We start from the raw sequence: 25,229 nt of genomic DNA, 5'->3' as shown, positions 1-25,229 counted from the left end.
CACCTGCCTCGATCCGGAAGTCGGTCATCTCAGGAGATTCCAAACTCTTTGCTGATGAAGTCGAAGATCTCGTCGTCGCTGGCCGATTCGAGATCGGGCCGGTCCTGGTCCGAGGCGGGGCCGGCGGCGAGGTCGGACGCCTTGGCGAGCAGATCCTGCATGCGGGCGGTGAACCGGTCCCGGGCCGCCGGATCGAGCGGGATGGTGGTGAGCAGGCTCTCCACCGTGTCGATGCCCTGGAAGAGCGGCTGGGTGGAGGGCGCCGCGTCGGCGGCGATCTCACCGGCCAGCCGTTCGGCGAGGGCGGTCGGGGTCGGGTAGTCGAAGACCAGCGTCGCCGGCAGCCGCAGCCCGGAGAGGGCGTTGAGCCGGTTGCGCAGGTCGACCGCCGTGAGCGAGTCGAAGCCCAGGTCGGTGAAGAGCCGGCCCGGGTCGACCGCGTCGGCGCCGGCGTGGCCGAGGACGGCGGCGATGTTGGCCCGGACCACGTCGAGCACCACCTTGAGCCGTTCGGGGCCGGCCAGGCCGGCGACCCGCTGGCCGAGCGGCACCCCGCCGGTGCGGGTGCCGGCGGCGTCGGCCGAACGGCGCAACGGCACCCGGACCAGGGCGCGCAGCATCGGGGCCAGGGCGCCGGACTCGGCCTGCGTGCGCAGCGTGCCGACGTCCAGTCGCATCGGGACGACGGCCGCCGCGTCGAGCCGCCACGCGGCATCGAACAGGTCCAGCGCCTGCCCGGTGGCCAGCCCGGCCGCACCCTGCTCGGCGATGCGCCGCACGTCGGCGTCGGCGAGGTGCCCGGTCATGCCGCTGGCCTGTTCCCACAGGCCCCAGGCGAGGGAGATGCCGGCGAGACCCCGGGCCCGCCGGTGCGCGGCGAGGGCGTCGAGGAAGGCGTTGGCCGCCGCGTAGTTGGACTGGCCGGCGCTGCCCAGCGTCGCCGCCGCCGAGGAGAACAGCACGAACGCGGCGAGGTCGTGTCCCTCGGTGAGCCGGTGCAGGTGCCACGCCGCGTCGATCTTCGGCACCGCCACCGCGTCGATCCGGTCGGGGGTCATCGACTCCAGCACCCCGTCGTCGAGGACGCCGGCCGCGTGCACCACGGCGGTCAGCGGGTGCGCCTCGGGCACCCCGGCGAGCAGCGCCGCCAGGGCATCCGGGTCGGCGGCGTCGCAGGCGGCGACGGTCACCTGCGTGCCGGCGTCGGCGAGTTCGGCCACCAGGTCGCCGATCCCGTCGGCCGCCGCGCCGCGTCGCCCGGCCAGCAGCAGGTGCCGCACGCCGTGGGCGGTGGCGAGGTGCCGGGCCAGGAGTCGACCGAGCACGCCGGTGCCGCCGGTGATCAGCACGGTGCCGTCCGGGTCGATGCCGCCGGGCAGCAGGTCCACGCCGGCCGGGACCCGCCCGAGGCGCGGGGTGCGCACCTGCCCGGCGCGGACCGCGAGCTGCGGTTCCCCCGAGCCGATCGCGGCGGCCAGTACGGCGGCGCTGTCCGGGGCGTCGTCGCAGTCGACGAGCTGCAACCGGCCCGGGTGTTCGAGCTGGGCGGTGCGCAGCAGGCCCCAGACCGGGGCCTGGCGCAGGTTGACCACCGGCTGCTCACCGGCCGCGACCGCGTCGCGGGTGACCAGCACCAGCCGGGACCCGGCGAACCGGTCGTCGGCGAGCCAGGTCCGCACCGCCGCGAGGGTACGGTGCGTCGTGGCGCGCGCCTGGACGGCGAGCGCCGGATCGGCGTCGTCCCCGCCGCCGCCGACTGCGACGATGACCGCCTCGGGCGCGGGTTCGCCGCCGGCCAGCAGGTCACCGAGGGAGTCCAGGTCGACGTCGGTACGCACCCGCGCGCCGGCCGACTCGCAGGCGCCGCTGAGGCTCAGATCGTCGCCGCCGAGGACCACCCAGCGGGTGGCCGCCGGCACCGGGCCGGTGGGCACCGGCAACGCCGGCCAGTCCACCTGGAACAGCGACTCGTGCCGGCCGGAGCGGGCCGCGCCGAGGGAGTCGCCGGAGACCCGGCGCATGATCAGCGAGTCGACGTGCAGCACGGGCGCACCGGTGGCGTCGGCCACCTGGAAGGAGACGCCGACCTCGCCGGCCGCGGCGACGCGGACCCGCAGGGCGGTGGCCCCGGCGGCGAGCAGGGAGACCCCGGTCCAGGCGAACGGGAGGCGGGGGACGGTGGCGTCGGCGCCGTCCCCCATCCGGCCGAGGAAGCCGCCGATCGACATGGCCTGCAACGCGCCGTCCAGCAGCGCCGGGTGCACGCCGAAGCGGCCCGCCTCGGCGTGGTGGTCGGCGGGCAGTTCCACCTCGGCGAAGACCTCGTCGCCCCGGGTCCACGCGGCGCGCAGGCCACGGAACGCCGGGCCGTAACCGAAGACGGTGGCCTCGATGCCGGAGTAGAAGTCGTCGGACTCGACGCGGGTCGCGCCGGGCGGCGGCCACACCCCGAGGTCGAAGGCGGGCGCGTCGGTCTGCTGCGGGGCGACCAGGCCGGTGGCGTGGCAGGTCCACGCGACGTCGGCGAGGATCTCGTCGGAGCCGTCCCGGTACGGGCGGGAGTAGAGCTGTACGGCGCGGCGGCCGTCGTCGTCGCGCTCGCCGACCGTGAGCTGGACCTGGAGGGAGCCGAGTTCGGGCAGGACGAGCGGGGCGAGCAGGGTCAGCTCCTCGACCTTCGGGCAGCCGGCCTGCTCGCCGGCGTACGTGGCCAGTTCCACGAAGGCGGTGCCGGGCAGCAGGATGTTGTCCATCACCCGGTGCTCGCCGAGCCACGGGTGGGTACGCACCGACAGCCGTCCGGTGAAGACCATCCGCTCGCTGTCGGCGAAGGTCAGTGTGGCGCTGAGCAGCGGGTGGCCGGCGTCCTGGAGGCCGGCGGAGGCGACGTCCCCGCTGCGGTGCACGGGCGGGTCGACCCAGTACCGCTGGTGCTCGAAGGCGTAGGTGGGCAGCGGCACGGTGTCGGTGCCGGCGAGCACCCGGGTGAGGTCGACGGGCAGGCCGATGGTGTGCGCGGTGGCCAGGTTGGTCAGCAACCGGGTCGCGTCGTCGTCACCCCGACGCAGACTGCCCAACGTGTGCCCACTGGTGTCGGTGTCATCCAGGATCGCCGTCACCGGCATCGTCAACACCGGATGCGGGCTGATCTCCACGAACGTACGATGCCCGGCGGCGACCGCCACGCGGACGGCCGGGTCGAACTGCACGGTCTGACGCAGGTTGTCGTACCAGTAGTCGGCGCTCATCGTGGCCGGGTCGACCCACTCCCCCGTCAGGGTGGAGACGAGACGGACGTGGCCGGGCTGCGGGCGCACGTCCGCAAGATCGGCGCGAAGCTGTTCGGCGACCTCCTGGACGGCGGCGGAGTGGGAGGCGTAGTCGACGGGGATCAACCTTGCGCGGATCCCGTCGGCCTGGCAGGCGTCCACCAGGTCCGCCACCGGCTGCGGCGGACCCGACACCACAACGGTCGACGGGCCGTTGACGGCGGCCACACCGACGCCCTCGAAGGCCGCGAGTCGCTCGGTGACGGCGTCGGCGGGCAGGTCGATCGAGGCCATCGTGCCCGTACCCCGCAACACCGCCAACGCCCGCGACCGCAACGCCACCGTCTTCGCCGCATCCTCCAAGGTCAGGATCCCGGCGACACACGCCGCTCCGATCTCACCCTGCGAATGCCCGATCACCACCTGCGGAGTGACGCCCACGTGCTGCCACACCTCAGCGAGAGCGATGCCGACAGCCCAGAGGACCGGCTGCACCACCTCGACGCGCTCCAGCCACGACTCGTCGTCACCCGTCAACACGGAGACGAGATCGACGTCCAGGTAGGGAGCCAGGGCCTGCTGACACTCGGCCAGCTTCGCGTCGAACACCGGAGTCCGACCGACCAGACCGGCGGCCATCCCCGCCGACTGCGCCCCCTGACCCGGGAACACGAACACGGGGCCGTGGCCGGAGGCCAGGCCGGTGACGACGGTGCCGGCCGGGGTGCCGGCGGCCAGGGCGTCCAGCCCGGTCAGCAGCTCCTCGACGGTCGACCCGACCACGGCCGCCCGCTGGTCGAACGTCGACCGGAGGGTGGCCAGCGACCACGCCACCGCCGCCGGCTCGACGTCGCCGTGCTCGCGCACGTACGCGGCCAGGCGGCCGGCCTGACCGGCGAGCGCGGCCTTCGACCGCGCGGACACCGGCCACACCGTCACGTCCGCCTCGACCAGGCCGGGGGGCAGGTCGGTGCGGGCCGGCACGGCCGGTTCCTCGGCCTGCTCGATGATGACGTGGGCGTTGGTGCCGGAGATGCCGAACGAGGAGACCGCTGCCCGACGCGGCCGGTCCACCTGCGGCCACGGCCGCGCCTCGGTGGCCAGTTCCACCGCCCCGGCCGACCAGTCGATGTGCGGCGACGGCTCGTCGACGTGCAGGGTCGCCGGGACGACCCCGTGCCGCATCGCCTGCACCATCTTGATCACGCCGGCCACACCGGCCGCCGCCTGCGCGTGCCCGATGTTCGACTTGATCGAGCCGAGCAGCAGCGGCCGGTCGGCGGGCCGGTCCTGTCCGTACGTGGCGAGCAGGGCCTGCGCCTCGATCGGGTCGCCGAGGGTGGTGCCGGTGCCGTGCGCCTCGACCACGTCGACGTCCATGGTGGACAGCCGCGCGGAGGCGAGGGCCTGCCGGATCACCCGCTGCTGGGAGGGACCGTTCGGGGCGGTCAGCCCGTTGGACGCGCCGTCGGAGTTGATCGCCGAGCCGCGGACCACCGCGAGGATCTGGCGACCCTGCCGGCGGGCGTCGCTGAGCCGCTGCACGAGCAGCATGCCCACTCCCTCGGACCAGCCGGTGCCGTCCGCCGAGGCGGCGAAGGACTTGCACCGGCCGTCGGAGGCGAGGCCACGCTGGCGGGAGAACTCGACGAAGGCCGTCGGGGTGGCCATCACCATCACGCCGCCGGCCAGGGCCATGTCGCACTCGCCGCGGCGCAGCGCCTGGCCGGCCCAGTGCAGGGCCACCAGGGACGACGAGCAGGCGGTGTCGAGGGAGACGGCCGGCCCTTCGAGGCCGAACGTGTACGCGACCCGCCCGGAGATCACGCTGCTGGTCATCCCGGTCAGCATGTATCCCTCGGCGGCCTCCGGCGAGTACGCCAGCAGGGAGCCGTAGTCCTGGCCGCTGGTGCCGACGAAGACGCCGGTGCTGCTGCCCCGTGCGGTGGCCGGGTCGATGCCGGCGGACTCGAAGGTCTCCCAGGTGGTCTCCAGCAGCAGCCGCTGCTGCGGGTCCATCGCCAGCGCCTCGCGCGGGCTGATGCCGAAGAACCCGGGGTCGAACCGGTCGACGCCGCGCAGGAAGCCACCGCCCCGGGCGTAGAAGGTGCCGCTGGCGTCGGGGTCGGGGCTGTACAGCGAGTCGAGGTCCCAGCCCCGGTCGGTGGGCAGGTCCGTGATCGCGTCGACGCCGTCGGCGACGAGCCGCCACAGGTCGTCCGGCGACCACACGCCGCCGGGCAGCCGGCAGGCCATGCCGATGATGGCGAGGGGTTCGTCGTCGCCGACGGCGACGGTGGTCGTCACGGGTCGGACCGGGACGGGGGCGCCGGCGATCTCGGTGCCGAGGAACGCGGCCAGGTCGTGCGGGGTCGGGTAGTCGAAGACGAGGGTGGCCGGCAGTTGCATCCCGAACGCGTTGTTGAGCCGGTTGCGCATCTCGACGGCGGTGAGCGAGTCGAAGCCGAACTCGCTGAACGCCCGGCGCGGCTCGATCGCGGCCGGGTCGGGGTAGCCGAGCACGGCGGCGGCCTGCCCGCGCACGATCTCCACCAGCGCGGCGAGCCGGTCGGCGTCGCCGAGCGCGGCGAGCTGCCCGACGAGGGACGCGCCGGTGGTCGCCGCCGCGGCGGCTGCCCGGGCGGGGGTCCGGATCAGCGCCCGGTACAGCGGTGGAATGCTGCCGCCGGCGAACTGCACCTTCATCGCGGCGAGGTCGAGGCGGGCCGGGACCAGCGCGGCGGCGGGGGTGCGGCAGGCGACGTCGAAGAGGGCCAGGCCCTCCTCGGCCTCCATGGCGGCGACGCCGGAGCGGGAGATCCGGTTGAGGTGGACGTCGTCCAGCTCGGTGGTCATGCCGCTGCGGTCGGCCCAGAGACCCCAGGCGAGGGTGAGGGCGGCGAGACCACGTGCGGTGCGGTGGTGGGCCAGGCCGTCGAGGAAGGCGTTCGCGGCGGCGTAGTTGCCCTGCCCGGGGCCGCCGGCGGTGGCGGCGAGCGACGAGTACGAGACGAACGCCTTCAGGTCGAGGTCGGCGGTCAGCTCGTGCAGGTTCCAGGCGGCGTCGACCTTCGGGCGCAGCACCCCGTCCATCCGCTCGGGGGTGAGCGAGGAGATGACGCCGTCGTCGCGGACACCGGCGGCGTGGATGACGGCGGTCAGCGGGTGCGCGGCGGGGATGCCGGCGAGCAGGTCGGCCAGGGCCTCCCGGTCAGCGACGTCGCAGGCGGCGACCGTGACGGTCGCGCCCAACGCCTCCAGGTCGGCGCAGAGTTCGGCGACTCCCCCGGCGGCGCGGCCACGCCGGCTGGTGAGGATCAGGTGGCGCACGCCGTGCACGGTCACCAGGTGCCGGCTCATGAGCTGGCCGAGGGTGCCGGTGGCGCCGGTGATCAGCACGGTCCCGTCGCCGTCGAACGGGGCGGCGGGCGGCTCGGCCAGGGCCGGCACCCGGGTGAGCCGGGAACCGGCGGCGACACCGGCGCGGATCACGATCTGCGGCTCGTCGGTGTCGACGGCCGGGACCAGCGCGGCGGCGCTGCCGGCCACGTCGTCGACGTCGACCAGCACGAACCGGTCGGGGTTCTCCGACTGGGCGGAACGGACCAGGCCGATGACCGCGGCTCCGGCCAGGTCGGTCAGGTCGGCGTCGGCGTCGGTGGCGACCGCGCCCCGGGTCAGCACGACCAGCCGGGAGGTCGCGTACCGGTCGTCGGCGAGGAAACCTTGGAGCACGGCGAGCGCCCGGTGGGTCACCTCGGCGACGACGCGGGGCACGTCGGCCGCCGCGGGCGGGTCGAGCAACGGCACGACCAGCGCGCCGGGCGGGTCCGTTCCCTCGTCCAGCGCGGTGCTCAGGGCCGCCAGGTCCGGGTACGCCGCGACGGCCGTCCCGGTGGCGGCGACGGCGTCGGTGAGGCCGGCGTCGTCCCCGACGACCGCCCAGCCGGCGGTCGAGGGGCCGGCGGGCAGGGCGAGCGGGGTCCACTCGATGCGGTACAGCGACTCGGCGCCACCGCCGGAGGCGACCCGGAGCTGGTCGGCGGAGACCGGCCGCAGCACGAGGGAGCCGACGGAGATGATCGGCGCGCCGGTGACGTCGGCGAGCAGCAGGGAGACGCTGTCGGTGCCGGTGTGCGAGACGCGGACCCGGGCCGCCGCCGCGCCGGCCGCGTGCAGGGCGACGTCGTTCCAGGAGAACGGCAGCCGGCCGTACCCGGGTGGGACGTCCGCGCCGGACGGTTCGCCGGTCGGGGTGGTCAGGCCGAGGGTGTGCAGGGCGGCGTCGAGCAGCGCCGGGTGCAGGCCGTACCCGCCGGCCTCGGCGGCCGGGGTCTCCGGCAGGGCCAGTTCGGCGAAGAGGTCGTCGCCGCGCCGCCAGGCGGAGCGCAGCGCGATGAAGGACGGGCCGTAGTCGTAGCCCTGGGCGGCGAGGTTCAGGTAGAGGTCGTCGGTGGGGACCTCGGTGGCGTCCGGGGGCGGCCAGGCGGTCAGGTCGGACCAGCCGGGCGGCCCGCCCGGGCTCGCCGGCCCACCGGCCAGCACGCCGCTGGCGTTGCGGATCCAGGCCCGCTCGCCCTCGGCGGGTTCACCGTCGGGTGCGGAGTGCAGGGAGACCGACCGGCAGCCGGTCTCGTCGGCCGGGCCGATCCAGAGCTGGATGTCGACGCCGCCGGTCTCGGGCAGGATCAGCGGCGATTCCAGGGTCAGTTCGCGGACGTGGTCCGCGCCGACGTGCGCGCCGGCCTGGAGGGCGAGTTCGACGAAGCCGGTGCCGGGCAGCAACACGGTGTCGAAGACGACATGGTCGGAGATCCACGGGTGGGTACGCCGGGCCAGCCGCCCGGTGAACAGGAACCCCTCCGCGTGCGCGACACCGACGGCGGCGCCGAGCAGGGGGTGCTGCGCGGGACGCAGGCCGACGGCGGTGACGTCGCCGGTCCACCCGGCGCCGGCCTCGGGCCAGTACCGCTGGTGCTGGAAGGCGTACGTGGGCAGGTCGACCCGCTGCGCGCCGGTGCCGGCGAACCACGACTGCCAGGTGACGGCGACACCGTGCACGTGCAGCTCGGCCAGGCCGGCGAGCAGGGCGGCGACCTCGGGACGGTCCTTGCGCTGGGCGGCGACGGAGAGCACACCCTCGTCGTCGGGCAGCACGTCGGCGGTCATCGCCGTCAGCACGCTCTGCGGACCGATCTCCAGGAACGTGTCGGCTCCCGCCGCCCGCAGCGCGGTGATCCCGTCGGCGTAGCGGACGGCCTCGCGGACGTGCCGCACCCAGTAGTCGGCAGTGCGGATCTCGTCGGCGTCGGCGAGCGCACCGGTCAGGTTGGACACCACCGGCAGCAGCGGCGCGGCGAAGGACAGCCCGTCGAGGACCACCCGGAACTCGTCGAGCATCGGCGCCATCAGCGGGCTGTGGAACGCGTGACTGACCGCCAGCCGGCGGGTACGCACACCCCGCCCCTTCCAGACCTGCGCGATCTCGTCCAGCGCCGCCACGTCGCCGGAGACGACGACGGACGTCGGCCCGTTGACGGCGGCGATGCCGACCCGGTCGGTCAGCCCGGTGATCGACTCGGCCACCTCGGCCTCCGGCGCGGCCACGGCGAGCATCCCGCCGCCGACCGGCAACGCCTGCATCAGCCGGCCCCGGGCCGCGACGAGGGCGCAGGCGTCGGCCAGGGACAGCACCCCGGCCACGTGCGCGGCGGTGATCTCCCCGACCGAGTGCCCGCCGACGAAGTCCGGGACCACGCCGAACGACTCGACGAGGCGGAACAGCGCCACCTCGACGGCGAACAGGCCGGCCTGGGTGAAGACGGTCTGGTCCAGCAGTTCGGCCTCGGGCGTGCCCTCGTCGGCGAAGAGCACCGACTTCAGCGGCTGCGGCAGCAGCGGGTCCAGGTGCGCGCAGACCTCGTCCAGCGCGGCGGCGAACCCTTCGAAGTACCCGTACAACTGCCGGCCCATGCCGGCACGCTGCGCGCCCTGACCGGAGAAGAGCACCGCGAGCGGACCCCGGTCGCCGGCCTGACCCGTGACCACCCCGGACGGCTCCCCCGCCGCCAGCGCCCGCAGCCCGGCCAGCAGGTCGTCACGGCCGGTGGCGGCCACGACCGCGCGGCTGTCCAGCATCGAGCGGGTGGTGACCGACGAGAACGCCACGTCGAGCGGGCGCAGGTCGGCGTCGGCGTCCAGCCGGTCCGCCCAGCGGCCGGCCTGGGCGGCGAGCGCGGCGGCGTCGCGTGCCGACACCGTCACGGGCAGGACCGGCCGCTCGACCGTCGGCGCGGCGGCGGCCGGGACGGGCTCGGGGGCGGGGGCCTGTTCGAGGATGGTGTGCGCGTTGGTGCCGGACACGCCGAACGACGACACCGCCGAACGACGCGGCCGGTCCACCGCCGGCCACGGCGTCGCCTCGGTGACCAGTTCGACCGCGCCCGCCTCCCAGTCGACCTGGGGCGTCGGGGCGTCCACGTGCAGGGTGGGCGGCACGACGCCGTGCCGCATCGCCATCACCATCTTGATCACACCGGCGACCCCGGCGGCGGCCTGCGCGTGCCCGAGGTTCGACTTGACCGAGCCGAGCAGCAGCGGCGCCGCCGACCCCCGGTCCTGCCCGTACGTGGCGAGCAGTGCCTGCGCCTCGATCGGGTCGCCGAGCCGGGTGCCGGTGCCGTGCGCCTCGACCACGTCCACGCCGCCGGCGGCGAGACCGGCATTGGCCAGGGCCTGCTGGATCACGCGCTGCTGCGACGGGCCGTTCGGGGCGCTCAGGCCGTTGGACGCGCCGTCCTGGTTGACGGCGCTGCCCCGGACCACGGCGAGGATCGGGTGGCCGTTGCGCTGGGCGTCGGAGAGCCGCTCCAGCAGCAGGACGCCGACGCCCTCGGACCAGCCGGTGCCGTCGGCGGCGGCGGCAAACGCCTTGCACCGGCCGTCGGCGGCGAGGCCCCGCTGCCGGGAGAACTCGACGAACGCGGCCGGGGTGCACATGGCGGTGACCCCGGCGACCACCGCCAGGGTGCACTCCCGCTGCCGCAGCGCCTGCCCGGCGAGGTGCAGGGCGACCAGCGACGACGAGCAGGCGGTGTCGACGGTGACCGCCGGGCCTTCCAGGCCGAAGGTGTAGGAGATGCGGCCGGAGACGACGCTGCCGGCGTTGCCGGTCATCAGGTGCCCCTCGAGGCCCTGCGCGGCGCCCATCAGCACGCCGCCGTAGTCCTGGCCGGTGCTGCCGGCGAAGACGCCGGTGCGGCTGCCGCGCAGCGAGTGCGGGTCGATGCCGGCCCGCTCGAAGGCCTCCCACGAGGTCTCCAGCAGCCACCGCTGCTGCGGGTCCATGGCGAGCGCCTCGCGGGGGGAGATCGCGAAGAACCCCGGGTCGAAGTCCGCCAGGTCGTGGACGAAACCGCCCTGCCGGGTGTACGACGTGCCGGCCTGCTCCGGATCGCTGTCGTACAGCGAGCCCAGGTCCCAGCCCCGGTCGTCCGGGAAGTCGGAGACCACGTCCCGGCCGGACGCGACCACCTCCCACAGGTCCTCCGGTGAGCGCACCCCGCCGGGGAAGCGGCAGCTCATGCTGACGATGGCGACCGGCTCCTGCTCACCGGCCTCGACCTCGCGCAGGCGCTGGCGCACCTGGTGCAGGTCGGCGGTGACCCGCTTGAGGTAGTCGAGAAGTTTCGCCTCGTCAGCCATGGACCGCCCACTCCTTGTGTTGACCCGTCGACCCAGCAGCGATCACGTCAGGACACCCCCAGCTCCCGGTCGATGAAGTCGAAGACCTCGTCCGGGGTGGCGTCCTGGAGCTTCTCGGCGACGGTGTCCCCGCCGCCGGCCGCGGCATCGTCCTCGTTGAGGGAGGCCAGCAGCGTCCGCAGCCGCTCGGTGATCCGAATCCGGGCGCTGCGGTCCGGCGCCGAGCCGGCGAGCGCCGCTTCCAACCTGTCCAGTTCGCCGAAGACCGGCGCGACACCGACCACTCCGCCGTCGACGATCGCCGCCCGGACGTACTCGGCGAGGCCGGCGGCGGTCGGGTAGTCGAAGACGACCGTGGCGGGCAGCCGGACGCCGGTCGCCGCAGTGAGCCGGTTACGCAGCTCCACGGCGGTCAGCGAGTCGAATCCGAGTTCCCGGAAGGCCCGGTCGGGTTCGACGGCGTCCATCGAGGCGTGCCCGAGCACGGCGGCGGCCTGGCCGCGTACGAGCTCCAGCAGGGTCTTGCGCCGCTCGGCGTCGGTCTGCCCGGCGAGCAGGGTGGCCAGCGACTCCGCCGACGCCACGGCGTCGTCGGCCCGCTCGGCGACGGCCCGCTCGGCCTCGGGGACGCCGGTGAGCAGCGGGCTGGGCCGCACGGCGACGAAGCCGGGCACGTACCGGGCCCAGTCGACGGCCGCCACCAGCGTCGCCGGCTCACGCCGCGCCACCGACCGCTCCAGCGCGGCGAACGCGGGCCCGGTGTCGAGGCGGGCCACCCCGGTACGGCGGCGGCGCTCCTCCACGGCCTGGTCGGCCGAGGCCATCCCGCCGACGGCCCACGGGCCCCAGGCGATCGAGGTGGCCGGCAGGCCTTGCCGGCACCGCTGTTCGGCGAGCGCGTCGAGGTACGCGTTCGCGGCGGCGTAGCTGCCCTGACCGGCGGCGCCGAGCTGGCCGGCCATGGCCGAGAACAGCACGAACGCGCGCAGCTCCCGGCCGATGGTCAGCTCGTGCAGGTGCAGCGCGCCGAGCACCTTGGGCCGCAGGACCCCGGCGATCCGGTCGGCGGTGAGCCCGTCGAGGACGCCGTCGTCCAGCACGCCCGCCGCGTGTACCACCGCGGTCAGCGGCACGTCGGCCGGCACCTCGTCGAGCAGTTTCGCCAGCGCCGCACGGTCGGCCACGTCACAGGCCGCGACGGTGACCCGGGTGCCCGCGTCGGTCAGCTCCCGGGCCAGCTCGGCGGCACCTGGCGCGTCCGCGCCCCGGCGGCTCACCAGCAGCAGGTGTTCGGCGCCGCGGCCGGCCAGCCAGCGGGCCACCTCCGCGCCGAGCGCCCCGGTGCCACCGGTGACCAGGGTGGTGCCCCGGTGGTCGGGCTCGTCGGCCGCGGCGTCGCCGCCGGGGGCCCGGACGAGCCGTCGGACGAGGATGGTGGCGCCGTCGATCGCGAGCTGGTCCTCGCCGTCGAGGCCGGCGAGGGCGGCGCAGAGCAGGTCCCAGCCGTGGTCGTCGAGGGTCGCCGGCACGTCGACCAGGCCGCCCCAGCGCTCGGGGTGCTCCAGGGCGACCACCCGGCCGAGGCCCCAGAGCAGGCTCTGTTCGGGCCGGTCGGCCGTCCCGCCCCGGGTGGTGCCGGCGGCGCCCCGGGTGACGCACCACAGGGGCGCGGCCACGTCGAGGTCGCCGAGGGCCTGGAGCAGGGCGAGGGACCGGGCGAGGAACGGCGGCACCGGCTGGGTGTCGTCGACCGCGCCGTCGGCGAGGGCGAGCAGCGACAGCACGCCGGCCGGCCCGCCGTCGGTGGTCACGGCGCTCAGGTGCGCGGCGACGGCGGCCCGGTCGGTCGTCTCCTCCGGCAGCAGCACCAGCCGGACGTCGGCGCCCCGGCGGGTCAGTTCGACGACCGCGTGCTCGCCCTCGTCGGCGTGGCGCTCGTCGGCGACGATCCACCAGGCGCCGGAGAGGAAACTGACGGGCGTTCCGGTGTACGGCTGCCAGACAGCGCGGTAGCGCAGGTCGTCCAGGGTGGAGCGGTCGCGCTGCTGCCGTCGCCAGGAGGCGAGCAGGGGCAGCGCCGCACCCAGCCGCTCCAGGGAGTCGGTGGCGTCCTGCGCGGTGAGTTCGGCGAGCGCGGCCAGGTCCTCCCGTTCGACGGCCGCCCAGAACGCGGAGTCGTCGCCGGTGCTCTCCGGCGCGCCGCCCTGCCCACTGGTCGCGGTGGGCCAGTACCGGTCCCGGTCGAAGGCGTAGGTGGGCAGCGGCACGGTGTCGGTGCCGGCGAGCACCCGGGTGAGGTCGACGGGCAGGCCGATGGTGTGCGCGGTGGCCAAGTTGGTCAGCAACCGGGTCGCGTCGTCGTCACCCCGACGCAGACTGCCCAGGGTGTGCCCGCTGGTGTCGGTGTCGTCCAGGATCGCCGTCACCGGCATCGTCAACACCGGATGCGGGCTGATCTCCACGAACGTACGATGCCCCGCGGCGACCGCCACCCGCACCGCCGCGTCGAACTGCACCGTCTGACGCAGGTTGTCGTACCAGTAGTCGGCGCTCATCGACGCCGGGTCGACCCACTCCCCCGTCAACGTGGACACCAGGCGGGTGTGGCCGGGCTGCGGGGCGACGTCCGCCAGATCTGAGCGGAGCTGTTCGGCGACGTCCTGCACGGCGGCGGAGTGCGAGGCGTAGTCGACGGGGATCAGCCGGGCGCGGATGCCGTCGGCCTGGCAGGCGTCCACCAGGTCGGCCACCGGCTGCGGCGGGCCGGAGACGACCACGGTCGACGGGCCGTTGACGGCGGCCACACCGACGCCCTCGAACGCCGGCAGCCGCTCGGCGACCGCGTCGGCGGGCAGGTCGATCGAGGCCATCGTGCCCGTACCCCGCAACACCGCCAGGGCCCGCGACCGCAGAGCCACCGTCTTCGCCGCATCCTCCAAGGTCAGGATCCCCGCGACACAGGCCGCGCCGATCTCACCCTGCGAATGACCGATCACCGCCTGCGGCACCACACCAACGTGCTGCCACACCGCGGCCAGAGCGATACCGACAGCCCACAGCACGGGCTGCACGACCTCCACCCGCTCCAGCCACGACTCGTCCTCACCGGTGAGCACCGAGACGAGATCCACATCCAGGTAGGGCGCCAGGGCCCGCTGGCAGTCGGCCAGCTTCGCGTCGAACACCGGAGTCCGACCGACCAGACCGGCCGCCATCCCCGCCGACTGCGCCCCCTGACCCGGGAACACGAACACCGGACCCGCACCCTGGTTCGATGCCACACCGGACACCACATTGCCCGCCGGCGCGCCGGCCGCGAGGGCGTCCAGGCCGGACAGCAGCTCGTCGACGTCGGCGCCGACGACGGCGGCCCGGTGGTCGAACGTCGACCGGGTGGTCAGCAGCGACCAGGCGACCACGGTCGGATCCAGGTCGCCGTGCTCCCGCAGGTGCCGCGCGAGCCGGGCGGCCTGGCCGGCGAGGGCGGCCTTCGACCGCGCCGACACCGGCCAGAGCGTCGCCGCGGAGGCGAGCAGGCCGGGGTTCCGGTCGTCCTCGGCCCCGGGGCGGGTGGGGGGTAGGTCGTCGGGCTGCTCGATGATGATGTGCGCGTTGGTGCCGGAGATGCCGAACGAGGAGATGGCCGCGCGTCGGCTCCGGTCGGTGCCGGGCCAGGGCCGCGCCTCGGTGGCCAGTTCCACCGCCCCGGCCGACCAGTCGATGTGCGGCGACGGCTCGTCGACGTGCAGGGTCGCCGGGACGACGCCCTCCTGCATGGCGAGCACCATCTTGATCACTCCGGCGACGCCGGCCGCGGCCTGGGTGTGCCCGATGTTCGACTTCACCGAGCCGAGCAGCAGCGGCTCCGTACGCTCCTGCCCGTAGGTGGCCAGGAGCGCCTGCGCCTCGATCGGGTCGCCGAGCGTGGTGCCGGTGCCGTGCGCCTCGACCACGTCGACGTCCGCCGCCGTAAGGCGGGCGCTCGCGAGGGCCTGCCGGATCACCCGCTGCTGGGAGGGGCCGTTCGGGGCGGTCAGCCCGTTGGACGCGCCGTCCTGGTTGACGGCGCTGCCCCGCACGATCGCCAGGACCTGGTGGCCGTTGCGGCGGGCGTCCGACAGCCGCTCGACGAGGAGCACGCCGGCGCCCTCGCCCCAGCCCGTGCCGTCGGCACCGGCCGCGAACGCCTTGCACCGGCCGTCGGCGGCCAGTCCCCGCTGCCGGGAGAACTCCACGAACAGTCCAGGTGTCGCCATCACCGTCACCCCACCGGCGAGGGCGAGGTCGCATTCGCCCCGCCGCAGCGACTGCACCGCCAGGTGCAACGCGACGAGGGAAGACGAACAGGCCGTGTCCACCGACACCGCAGGCCCCTCCAACCCCAACGCATACGACACCCGACCCGACACCACGCTCGCCGCGTTCCCCGTCCCGGCGAACCCCTCCACCTCATCGCCCGAGACCATCAACAAGGCCCCATAGTCCTGGCCGTTGGTGCCCACGAACACCCCTGTTCGCGAACCCCGCAACATCCCCGGGTCAACCCCTGCCCGCTCCACCGCTTCCCACGAGGTCTCCAGCAGCAACCGCTGCTGCGGGTCCATGGCGAGGGCCTCACGGGGGGAAATCCCGAAGAATCCGGCATCGAAGTCGGCGGCCTCGTAGAGGAAGGCGCCGCTGCGGACGTAGGAGGTGCCGGAGGAATAGGGGTCGGGGTCGTACAACCGGTCGATGTCCCAACCCCGGTCGCCGGGCAGGTCCGACACGGCGTCCCGGCCGGCGGCGAGCATCTGCCAGAACCGTTCGGGGTCGGTGGCGCCACCGGGGAACCGGCAGGCCATGGCGACGATGGCGACAGGCTCGTCGTCGCCGAGGGTGACGGGGGCGGCCTGCACCGCCGCCTCGGCCCCGCCGCCCAGTTCCTGGTGCAGGTGCCGGGCGAGGACGGTCGGGGTGGGGTAGTCGAAGACCAGGGTCACCGGCAGCCGCAGCCCGGTGGCGGTGGCGAGCCGGTTACGCAGTTCCACGGCGGTCACCGAGTCGAAGCCGAGGTCCCGGAACGCGTGGTGCGGGTCGACGGCCTGACCACCGGCGTACTTGAGGACGGTGGCCGCCTGGTCACGGACCAGGTCGAGCAGCGCCTGCTGCCGCTCGGCGGCGCTCATCCGGGCGAACCCGGCGGCGGGGCTCGACTCGTCGGTCTCCTCCGCCCGGTCGAGGCCCTTGGTGGCGGCGAGCCGCTGCGCCTCGGGGATCTCGGCGATCAGCGGCCCGGGGCGGGTGGCGGTGAACGCGACGTAGAACCGGTCCCAGGCGATGTGGGAGATGGTCAGGAACGTCTCGTCGTGCTCGACGGCCTGGTGCAGCGCGGTGACGGCGAGCCTCGGGTGCATCTCGGGCGCGCCGTGCCGGTGCAGCATCTGGCCGAACTCGCCCTCGGCCATGCCGCCGCCACCCCAGGCGCCCCAGCCGATGGAGGTGGCGGGCAGGCCCAGGTCGCGACGGTGCTCGGCGAGCGCGTTGAGGTACGCGTTGCCGGGGGCGTAGTTGCCGACGCCGGAGCTGCCGACGGTGCCGGCCATGGAGGAGAAGAGGACGAACGCGTCGAGGTCGTGGTCGCGGGTCAGCTCGTGCAGGTGCAGCGCGGCGGTGACCTTGGCGCCGAGGGCGTAGTCGACCTGGTCGAGGGTGAGCGAGTTGATCACCGAGTCGTCGAGGACCGCGGCGGTGTGCACGACGGCGGTGAGCGGGTGCTCGGCGGGCAGGTCGGCGATGACGGCGGCCAGCGCCGCCCGGTCGGCGGCGTCGCAGGCGGCCACGGTGACCCGCGCGCCGAGGCCGACGAGTTCGGCCTCCAGCTCGCCGATCCCCTCGGCCTGCCGACCCCGCCGGCTGAGCAGCACGAGGTGTGCCGCGCCGTTGGCGGCGAGCCAGCGGGCCATGTGCCCGCCGAGGGCGCCGGTGCCGCCGGTAACCAGGACGCTGCCGGAGGGCCGCCAGGTACGGGTGGCGGGGGCGTCGCCGAGCGGGGCACGCAGCAGCCGCCGGCCGAACGCCCCGGCCCGGCGCAGCGCCACCTGGTCCTCGGAGTCGGTGCCGGCGAGGACGCGGACGAGGCGGCGGCCGGCGACGTCGTCCAGGTCGTCGGGCAGGTCGACCAGGCCGCCCCAGCGGTCCGGGTGCTCCAGGGCGGCGACCCGGCCGAAGCCCCAGGCGAGCTGCTGCATCGGGTGCGGCAGCGGGTCGGCGGCGTCGGTGGAGACGGCGCCCCGGGTCAGCGTCCACAGCGGGGCGCGCAGCCCGGCGTCGCCGAGGGCCTGGACGAGGGTGACGGTGCCGGCGAAACCGACCGGCACGTGCCGGTGCTCCGGCGTGGGCGTCTCGTCGAGGGCGAGCAGGGACACGATCCCGGCGGCCGGTCCGGTCGCGGCGAGGTCGCGCAGCCGGGCCGCGAGGGCGTCCCGGTCCGTCCGCTCGGCGTCCAGCGCCACGGGTACGACGGTGGCGCCGTGCCGTTCGAGGGCGGCCCGGGTGAACGCGGCCTGGGCGGCGCCGGTGTCGTCGGGGCCGGTGACCAGCCACCAGGCGCCGGTGACGGCGGGCTCTTCGGCGCTGTCCGCGGCGACGGGCAGCCAGCCGTCGCGGTAGCGCCACGAGTCGACGGTGGCCTGGTCGCGGTGCCGGCGTCGCCAGGCGGCGAGGGCGGGCAGCACATCGGCGAACGCGGCCTCGGGCACGGTGTCGGCCGCGTCGGCCAGTTCGGCGGTGAGCGCGGTGAGGTCCTCGGCCTCGACGGCGGCCCAGAACCGGGCGTCGACCTCGTCGTCGGCGGCGGGTGCGGCGCTCGGGGCGGTCGGGGCGGCGGACGGCTGCGGCCAGTAGACCTGCCGCTGGAACGGGTACGTGGGCAGGTCACGGCGGTGCGCGGTGATGCCGGCGAACGCGGGCCGCCAGTCGACGGGCGTACCCCCGGTGTGCACCTCGGCGAGGGCGCGGTGGAACCGGCCGAGGCCGCCGTCGTCGCGGCGCAGCGTGCCGGTGACGGTGACCGTGCCCGGGTCGGCGGCGGCCAGCTCGACACTCTCCTGCACCGCCATCGTGAGCACCGGGTGGGCACTGACCTCGATGAACGTCTGGTAGCCGGCGGTGACGAGGCTGCGCACGGCGTCGTCGAAGCGAACCGTCTGCCGCAGGTTGCGGTACCAGTAGTCGGCGTCGAGGCCGGCGGTGTCGAGCCAGTCGCCCTCCACGGTGGACCGGAACCGGATCTCGCTGGTACGCGGGCGGAGCCCGGCGAGCAGTTCCCGCAGTTGGTCGGCCAGCGGCTCGACGTGGGCGGAGTGGGAGGCGTAGTCGACGGGGATCCGGCGCACCCGCACGTCGCGGGACTCGTAGTGGGCGACGAGTTCGTCGAGGGCGGCGCCGTCGCCGGAGACGACGACGGAGGTGGGGCCGTTGACGGCGGCGAGGGCGACCCGCCCGTCCCACCGGGCGATCGTGGCGGTGGCCTCGTCGGCGGTGGTGGCGACCGAGACCATGCCGCCGTCCCCGGCGATGTCGGCGATGATCCGGCTGCGCAGGGCGACCACGGCCGCCGCGTCGTCGAGGGTGAGCGCCCCGGCGACGTACGCGGCGGCGATCTCGCCCTGGGAGTGGCCGATGACGGCGGTCGGGCGCACCCCGTACGACTGCCAGAGCGCGGCGAGGGAGACCCCGACCGCGAACAGGGTGGGCTGTACGACGTCGACCCGTTCCAGGGAGGGCGCGTCGGGCACGCCGCGGACCACGTCGGTCGGCGACCAGTCGACGTACGGGCGCAGCGCCTCGGCGCAGGCGGCGAAGGTGTCGGCGAAGATCGGGGCGGTGTCGAGGAGTTCGGCGGCCATGCCGATCCACTGGGAACCCTGGCCGGGGAAGACGAACGCCACCTCACCGGCCGTACCGGCGGCGCCGGTGACGGTGTCGGGGGCGGGCCGGCCGTCGGCGAGCGCGTCCAGCGCGGCGGTCAGCCCGGCGCGGTCGGCGGCGAGGACGACGGCCCGGTGGTCGTGCGACGCCCGGGTGGCGACCAGCGACCAGCCGACGTCGGGCAGCCCGGCGTCGGTGACGGTGTCGAGGTGGGCGCGCAGGTCGCGGGCACGGGCGGCCAGCGCCCCGGCGGTACGTCCGGAGAGCACCCACGGCAGCTCGCCGACCGGCCCGTCGGCGGCCGGGGCGACCGGCTCCGGTTCGGCAACGTGTTCGAGGATGGTGTGCACGTTGGTGCCGCTGATGCCGAAGGAGGAGACTCCGGCGCGCCGGACACCGTCGACCGGCTCCCAGGGGCGGGCCTCGGTGAGCAGCGCGACGCTGCCGGCGGACCAGTCGACGTGCGGGGTGGGCTCGTCGACGTGCAGGGTGGGCGGCAGCACCCCGTGCCGCATGGCGAGGACCATCTTGATGATCCCGGCGACACCGGCGGCGGCCTGGGTGTGGCCGATGTTCGACTTGATCGACCCGAGCCAGAGCGGACGGTCGGCCGGCCGGTCCTGCCCGTACGTGGCGATGAGGGCCTGCGCCTCGATGGGGTCGCCGAGGGTGGTGCCGGTGCCGTGCGCCTCGACGGCGTCCACGTCGGCGGGGGTGAGCCGGGCGTTGGCGAGGGCTTGGCGGATGACCCGCTGCTGGGCGGGCCCGTTGGGGGCGGTGAGGCCGTTGGACGCGCCGTCCTGGTTGACGGCGCTGCCGCGCACGACGGCGAGGACGGGGTTGCCGTCGCGCCGGGCGTCGGAGAGGCGCTGGAGGACCAGCAGTCCGACGCCCTCGCCCCAGCCGGTGCCGTCGGCGGCCCCGGCGAACGGCTTGCACCGGCCGTCGGCGGCGAGACCGCGCTGGCGGGAGAAGCCGACGAAGATGCCGGGGGTGGCCATGACGGTGGCGCCGCCGGCGAGGGCGAGGTCGCACTCCCCCGCCTGCAGGGCCTGCGCGGCGAGGTGCAGCGCGACCAGCGACGACGAGCATGCGGTGTCGACGGTGACGGCCGGGCCGTGCAGCCCGAAGGTGTACGCCAGCCGCCCGGAGATGACGCTGGCGGAGGTGCCGGTGGCGAGGTAGTTCTCGTCGACGTCCCCGGCGGCCATCAGCAGCGAGCCGTAGTCCTGGCCGTTGGTGCCGACGTACACGCCGGTGCGGCTGCCGCGCAGCGCGGTCGGGTCGATCCGGGCCCGCTCGAACGCCTCCCAGGTGGCCTCCAGCAGCAGCCGCTGCTGCGGGTCCATGGCGAGGGCCTCGCGTGGGCTGATGCCGAAGAACGCGGGGTCGAACTCGCCGGCCCCGGCGACGAATCCGCCTTCCCGCACGTAGCTGGTGCCGAGGTGTTCGGGGTCGGGGTGGTACAGCTCGGCGATGTTCCAGCCGCGTTCGCCGGGCATCAGGGTCATCGCGTCGGTGCCCCCGGCGACGAGGTCCCACAGCTGCTCGGGCGAGGCGACACCGCCGGGGAAGCGGCAGCTCATCGCGACGATGGCGACGGGTTCACGGCGCAGGTCGGCACCGTCGGCGACGACCTCGCCGGTGGTGTGGCCGGCGGTGAGGCCGTGCAGGTGGGCGGCGAGTTCGGCGACCGTCGGGTGGTCGAAGGCGAGGGTGGCGGGCAGGGTCATGCCCGTCTCGGCGGCCAGCCGGTTGCGCAGCTCGACGGCGGTGAGCGAGTCGAAGCCGAGGTCGCGGAAGGTCCGCTCGGGCAGCGGCTGGCCGGCCGGGTAGCCGAGCACCACGGCGGCCTGGGTCCGGACCAGTTCGGTGAGCTGCGGCAGGGACCGCCCGACGACCACGGCGCGGACACCGCCGGCGGGCACCGCGGGCACCCCGGGCAGGGCGGCGATGAGCGGGTCCGTCCGGCCCCAGGAGGCGGCGAGGCGTCCCCAGTCGACATCGGCGACGGTGACCGCCGGCGCGGCGGTGTTGACGAGACGCCCGAGGGCGGTGACCGCCTCGGCGGCGGGCAGCGGGTTGATGCCGCCGCGGATCAGCCGGGCGGTCAGCGCGGCGGTGGCGGCGGCCATGCCGTCGGCGGCCCAGGCGCCCCAGGCGACGGCGGTGGCGGGCAGTCCCTGGCCACGCCGCCAGGTGGCGAACGCGTCGAGGTAGGCGTTGGCCGCCGCGTAGTTGCCCTGCCCGGCGCTGCCGACGACGCCGGCGAGGGAGGAGAAGAGCACGAACGCGTCGAGGTCCCGGCCGGCGGTGGCCTCGTGCAGCACCCGCGCGGCGCGGACCTTGCCGTCCAGGACGGCCTGCATCCGGGCGAGGTCGAGGCGGTCGAGCACGCCGTCGTCGACGATCCCGGCGGTGTGCACGACGGCGGTGAGCGCGGGCAGACCGGCGACCAGCGCGGCGACGGCCCCGGCGTCGGTGACGTCGCAGGCGACGATCCGGGCCGAGGAGCCCAACTCCCCGGCCAACTCCACCGCGCCCGGTGCGTCCGGGCCACGCCGCGAGACGAGCACCACCTCGGCGGCCCCGTTCGCCAGCAGCCAGCGGGCCACGTGCCCGCCCAACGCACCGGTACCACCGGTCACCAGCACCGTGCCCGACGGCCGCCAACCCGACCCGGCCGGCGGGACGGCGGCCACCAGACGGCGACCGAAGACGCCCTGCGGGCGGATCGCCACCTGGTCGTGGCCGCCGTCGGCGAGCACGGCGAGCAACGCGTCCCCGGTGACCCGGTCGAGCCGGGCCGTCCCGCCGGCGGCGACCGGCGCGACGGCCAGGTCGGCAGGCTCCGTGGTGGGGTCCGCCTGTGCGGCGGGCGATCCGGTGCCGGTGCCGGTGGCGTCGCCGGTGCGGGCGGGCAGGTCGATCAGGCCGCCCCAGCGGTCGGGCTGCTCGAGGGCGATCACCCGGCCGAGGCCCCAGGCCGCCGCCGACGAGGGATCGGTGAGGGTCTCGCCGCCGCCGACGCAGACGGCGCCCCGGGTGAGGCACCAGAGCCGGCCGGGCAGGCCGGTGTCGGCCAGCGCCTGGGTGAGGGTGAGCAGCAGGGCCGTGCCGGCGGGCACCGCGGGGGCGTCCGGCAGCGGCCGGTCCCGCTCGGGCAGGACGCAGAGCACCCCGGCCCAGCCCTGCTCCCCGTGCTGCCGCAGCGCCTCGGCCAGTTCGGACCGCCCGGTGTCGGGGCGGACGGCGAGGCGGTCGACCGGCACGCCCGCGCGGGTCAGCACCTCCGCCGGGTCGGGAGCGTCACCGCCGGTGGTGACGACCAGCCAGCGGCCGGTGAGGTTCGGCGCGGGAGCGGGGCGGACCGGTTCCCAGTCGATCCGGTACGACCAGCCGTCCACCACGGCGTCGCGCAGCCGGGCCCGACGCCACGAGGACAGCACGGGCACTGCGGGCGCGAGGGCCTCGACGGCGGCCGGGTCGTCCTGCACGGCGAGGTGGGCGGCGACCTCGGTCAGGTCGCCGCGTTCCACGGCGGCCCAGAAGTCACCCTCGGCGCCGTCCACCTGCGTGTCGGCCACGGTGGGACCGTCGGGCCAGTACCGCTGGTGCTGGAAGGCGTACGTGGGCAGGTCGACCCGCTGCGCGCCGGTGTCGGCGAACCAGGGCTGCCAGGTGACGGCGACACCGTGCACGTGCAGCCCGGCCAGGCCGGCGAGCAGCGCGACGGCCTCCGGCCGGTCCTTGCGCTGGACCGCGACCGCGAGCACACCCTCGTCGCCGGGCAGCACGTCGGCGGTCATCGCGGTCAGCACACTCTGCGGACCGATCTCCACGAACGTGTCCACCCCGGCCGCCCGCAACGCGCTGATCCCGTCGGCGTACCGGACGGCCTCGCGGACGTGCCGCACCCAGTAGCCGGCCGTGCGAATCTCGTCAGGGTCCGCGAGCGCACCGGTCAGGTTCGACACAACCGGCACCGTGGGCGCGGAGAAGGTCAGCCTCTCCACCACCGCCCGGAACTTGGCGAGCATCGGCTCCATCAGCGGACTGTGGAACGCGTGGCTGACCGCCAGCCGACGGGTCCGCACACCCCGGCCCCGCCAGACCCGCTCCACCTCGTCGAGGGCGTCGACCGCGCCGGACACCACCACCGAGGTCGGGCCGTTGACGGCCGCGACACCCACGTCGGCCAGCCCGTCGAGAACGGCCGCCACCTCGGACTCGGGCGCGTTGACCGCCAGCATCCCACCACCGGCCGGCAGCGCCTGCATCAGCCGACCCCGCGCCGCCACCAGGGCACACGCGTGCTCCAGCGACAACACCCCCGCCACATACGCAGCCGTGATCTCCCCGACCGAATGCCCACCGACGAAGTCCGGCACCACACCGAACGACTCCACCAGACGGAACAACGCCACCTCGACCGCGAACAGACCGGCCTGGGTGAACACCGTCTGATCCAGCAGCCCCGCCTCCGGCGAGCCCTCCGCAGCGAACAGCACCTCCCGCAACGGACGCGGCAACGCCTGGTCCAGCTGGGCACACACCTCGTCCAACGCGGCGGCGAACACCGGGAAGACGTCGTACAGCTCCCGGCCCATGCCGGCACGCTGCGCACCCTGACCGGAGAAGAGCACCGCGAGCTGGCCGTGCGTCGCGCCCGCACCGGCGTGGACGTTGCCCGCCGCAGCGCCGGTGGCCAGGGCGCGGAGCCCGGCCACCAGGTCGTCCCGGCCGGCGGCGGTCACCACGGCACGGCTGTCCAGGACGGCCCGGGAGGCGACCGAGGAGTACGCCACGTCGAGCGGGCGCAGGTCGGTGTCGGCGTCCAGCCAGGCCGCCCAGCGACCGGCCTGCGCGGCGAGCGCGGCGTCGGTACGGGCGGAGAGCAGCACCGGCACGACCGGGCGGTCGGCGGTGGGGGCCGGCGCGGCCTCGGCCTGCTCGGGGGTGGGCGCCTGCTCGATGATGGTGTGCGCGTTGGTGCCGGAGACACCGAACGACGACACCGCCGCCCGGCGGGGCCGGTCCACGGCCGGCCACGGCGTGGCCCCGGTGGCGAGGCGGACCGCGCCCGCGTCCCAGTCGATGTGCGGGGACGGCTGGTCCACGTGCAGCGTGGGCGGGACGATCCCGTGCCGGATCGCCTGCACCATCTTGATCACCCCGGCGACCCCGGCGGCGGCCTGGGTGTGGCCGATGTTCGACTTGACCGAGCCGAGCAGCAGCGGCGCGGCCTCGCCCCGCTCCTGCCCGTACGTGGCGAGCAGCGCCTGCGCCTCGATCGGGTCGCCGAGCCGGGTGCCGGTGCCGTGCGCCTCCACCACGTCGACCTGCTCAGGGGTGAGCCGGGCGTTGGCGAGCGCCTGCCGGATGACGCGGACCTGGGAGGGGCCGTGGGGGGCGCTGAGCCCGTTCGACGCGCCGTCCTGGTTGACGGCGCTGCCCCGTACGACGGCGAGGACCGGGTAGCCGTGGCGGTGGGCGTCGGAGAGGCGGGTGAGCAGCAGCATCCCGATCCCCTCGGACCAGGAGGTGCCGTCGGCGGCGGCGGCGAACGCCTTGCACCGGCCGTCAGCGGCGAGGCCGCGCTGGCGGCTGAAACCGACGAAGACCGCCGGGGTGGGCATCACCGTCACGCCACCGGCGAGGGCCAGCTCGCAGTCGCCGTTGCGCAGCGCCTGCGCGGCGAGGTGGATCGCGACCAGCGACGACGAGCAGGCGGTGTCCACGGTGACCGCCGGCCCCTCCAGACCGAGGGTGTACGCGACCCGGCCGGAGATGACACTGGTGGCGTTGCCGGTGAGCAGGTGACCCTCGCCGTTCTCGGCCTGGGCCATGACACCGTCGTAGCCGTGCGACGCCGCACCGACGAACACCCCGGTACGGCTGCCCCGCACGGTCGCCAGCGGCAGGCCGGCCCGTTCGAACGCCTCCCACGACGTCTCCAGCAGCAGCCGCTGCTGCGGGTCCATGGCCAGGGCCTCGCGCGGGCTGATCCCGAACAGGTCGGGGTCGAAGTCGGCGGCGTCGTAGACGAAGCCGCCTTCACGGACGTAGCTGGTGCCCGGGTGGTCGGGGTCGGGGTGGAACAGCCGGTCGAGGTCCCAGCCCCGGTCGGCGGGGAACGGGCCGATGCCGTCCCCGCCGTCACGCACCAGGTCCCACAGCTGCTCGGGGGAGGAGACCCCGCCCGGGTAGCGGCAGCTCATCGCCACGATGGCGACGGGCTCGACGTCCTTGGCCTCCAGCTCCCGCAGCCGTCGCCGGGTGCGCCGCAGCTCCGAGGTCGTACGCTTCAGGTACTCGACGTACTTCTCGTCCTCGTTGCTCACCGTG

2 protein-coding genes are annotated in these 25,229 nt (G+C 75.3%); both read right to left on the bottom strand.

Annotation, left to right across the window (positions count from 1 at the left end; all coding sequences use genetic code 11):
* Positions 1 to 29 precede the first annotated feature (29 nt).
* Positions 30 to 10,973, bottom strand: a complete 10,944-nt coding sequence (locus GA0070560_RS17105) for a type I polyketide synthase (protein ID WP_091298287.1) — start codon at positions 10,971 to 10,973, stop codon at positions 30 to 32.
* Positions 10,974 to 11,020: 47 nt separating this feature from the next.
* Positions 11,021 to 25,225, bottom strand: a complete 14,205-nt coding sequence (locus tag GA0070560_RS17100) for a type I polyketide synthase (RefSeq protein WP_091298285.1) — start codon at positions 25,223 to 25,225, stop codon at positions 11,021 to 11,023.
* Between the last annotated feature and the right edge of the window lie 4 nt (positions 25,226 to 25,229).

The sequence above is a fragment of the Micromonospora halophytica genome, assembly GCF_900090245.1.
Taxonomy (GTDB): domain Bacteria; phylum Actinomycetota; class Actinomycetes; order Mycobacteriales; family Micromonosporaceae; genus Micromonospora; species Micromonospora halophytica.
Note: the sequence above shows the minus strand (reverse complement) of the source record. Positions and strands in the feature narration are given on the sequence as shown.

What these genes read in the sequence shown, in the direction of transcription:
- GA0070560_RS17105 (WP_091298287.1), bottom strand. Translation starts at nt 10,973, where the DNA reads ATGGCTGACGAGGCGAAACTTCTCGACTACCTCAAGCGGGTCACCGCC.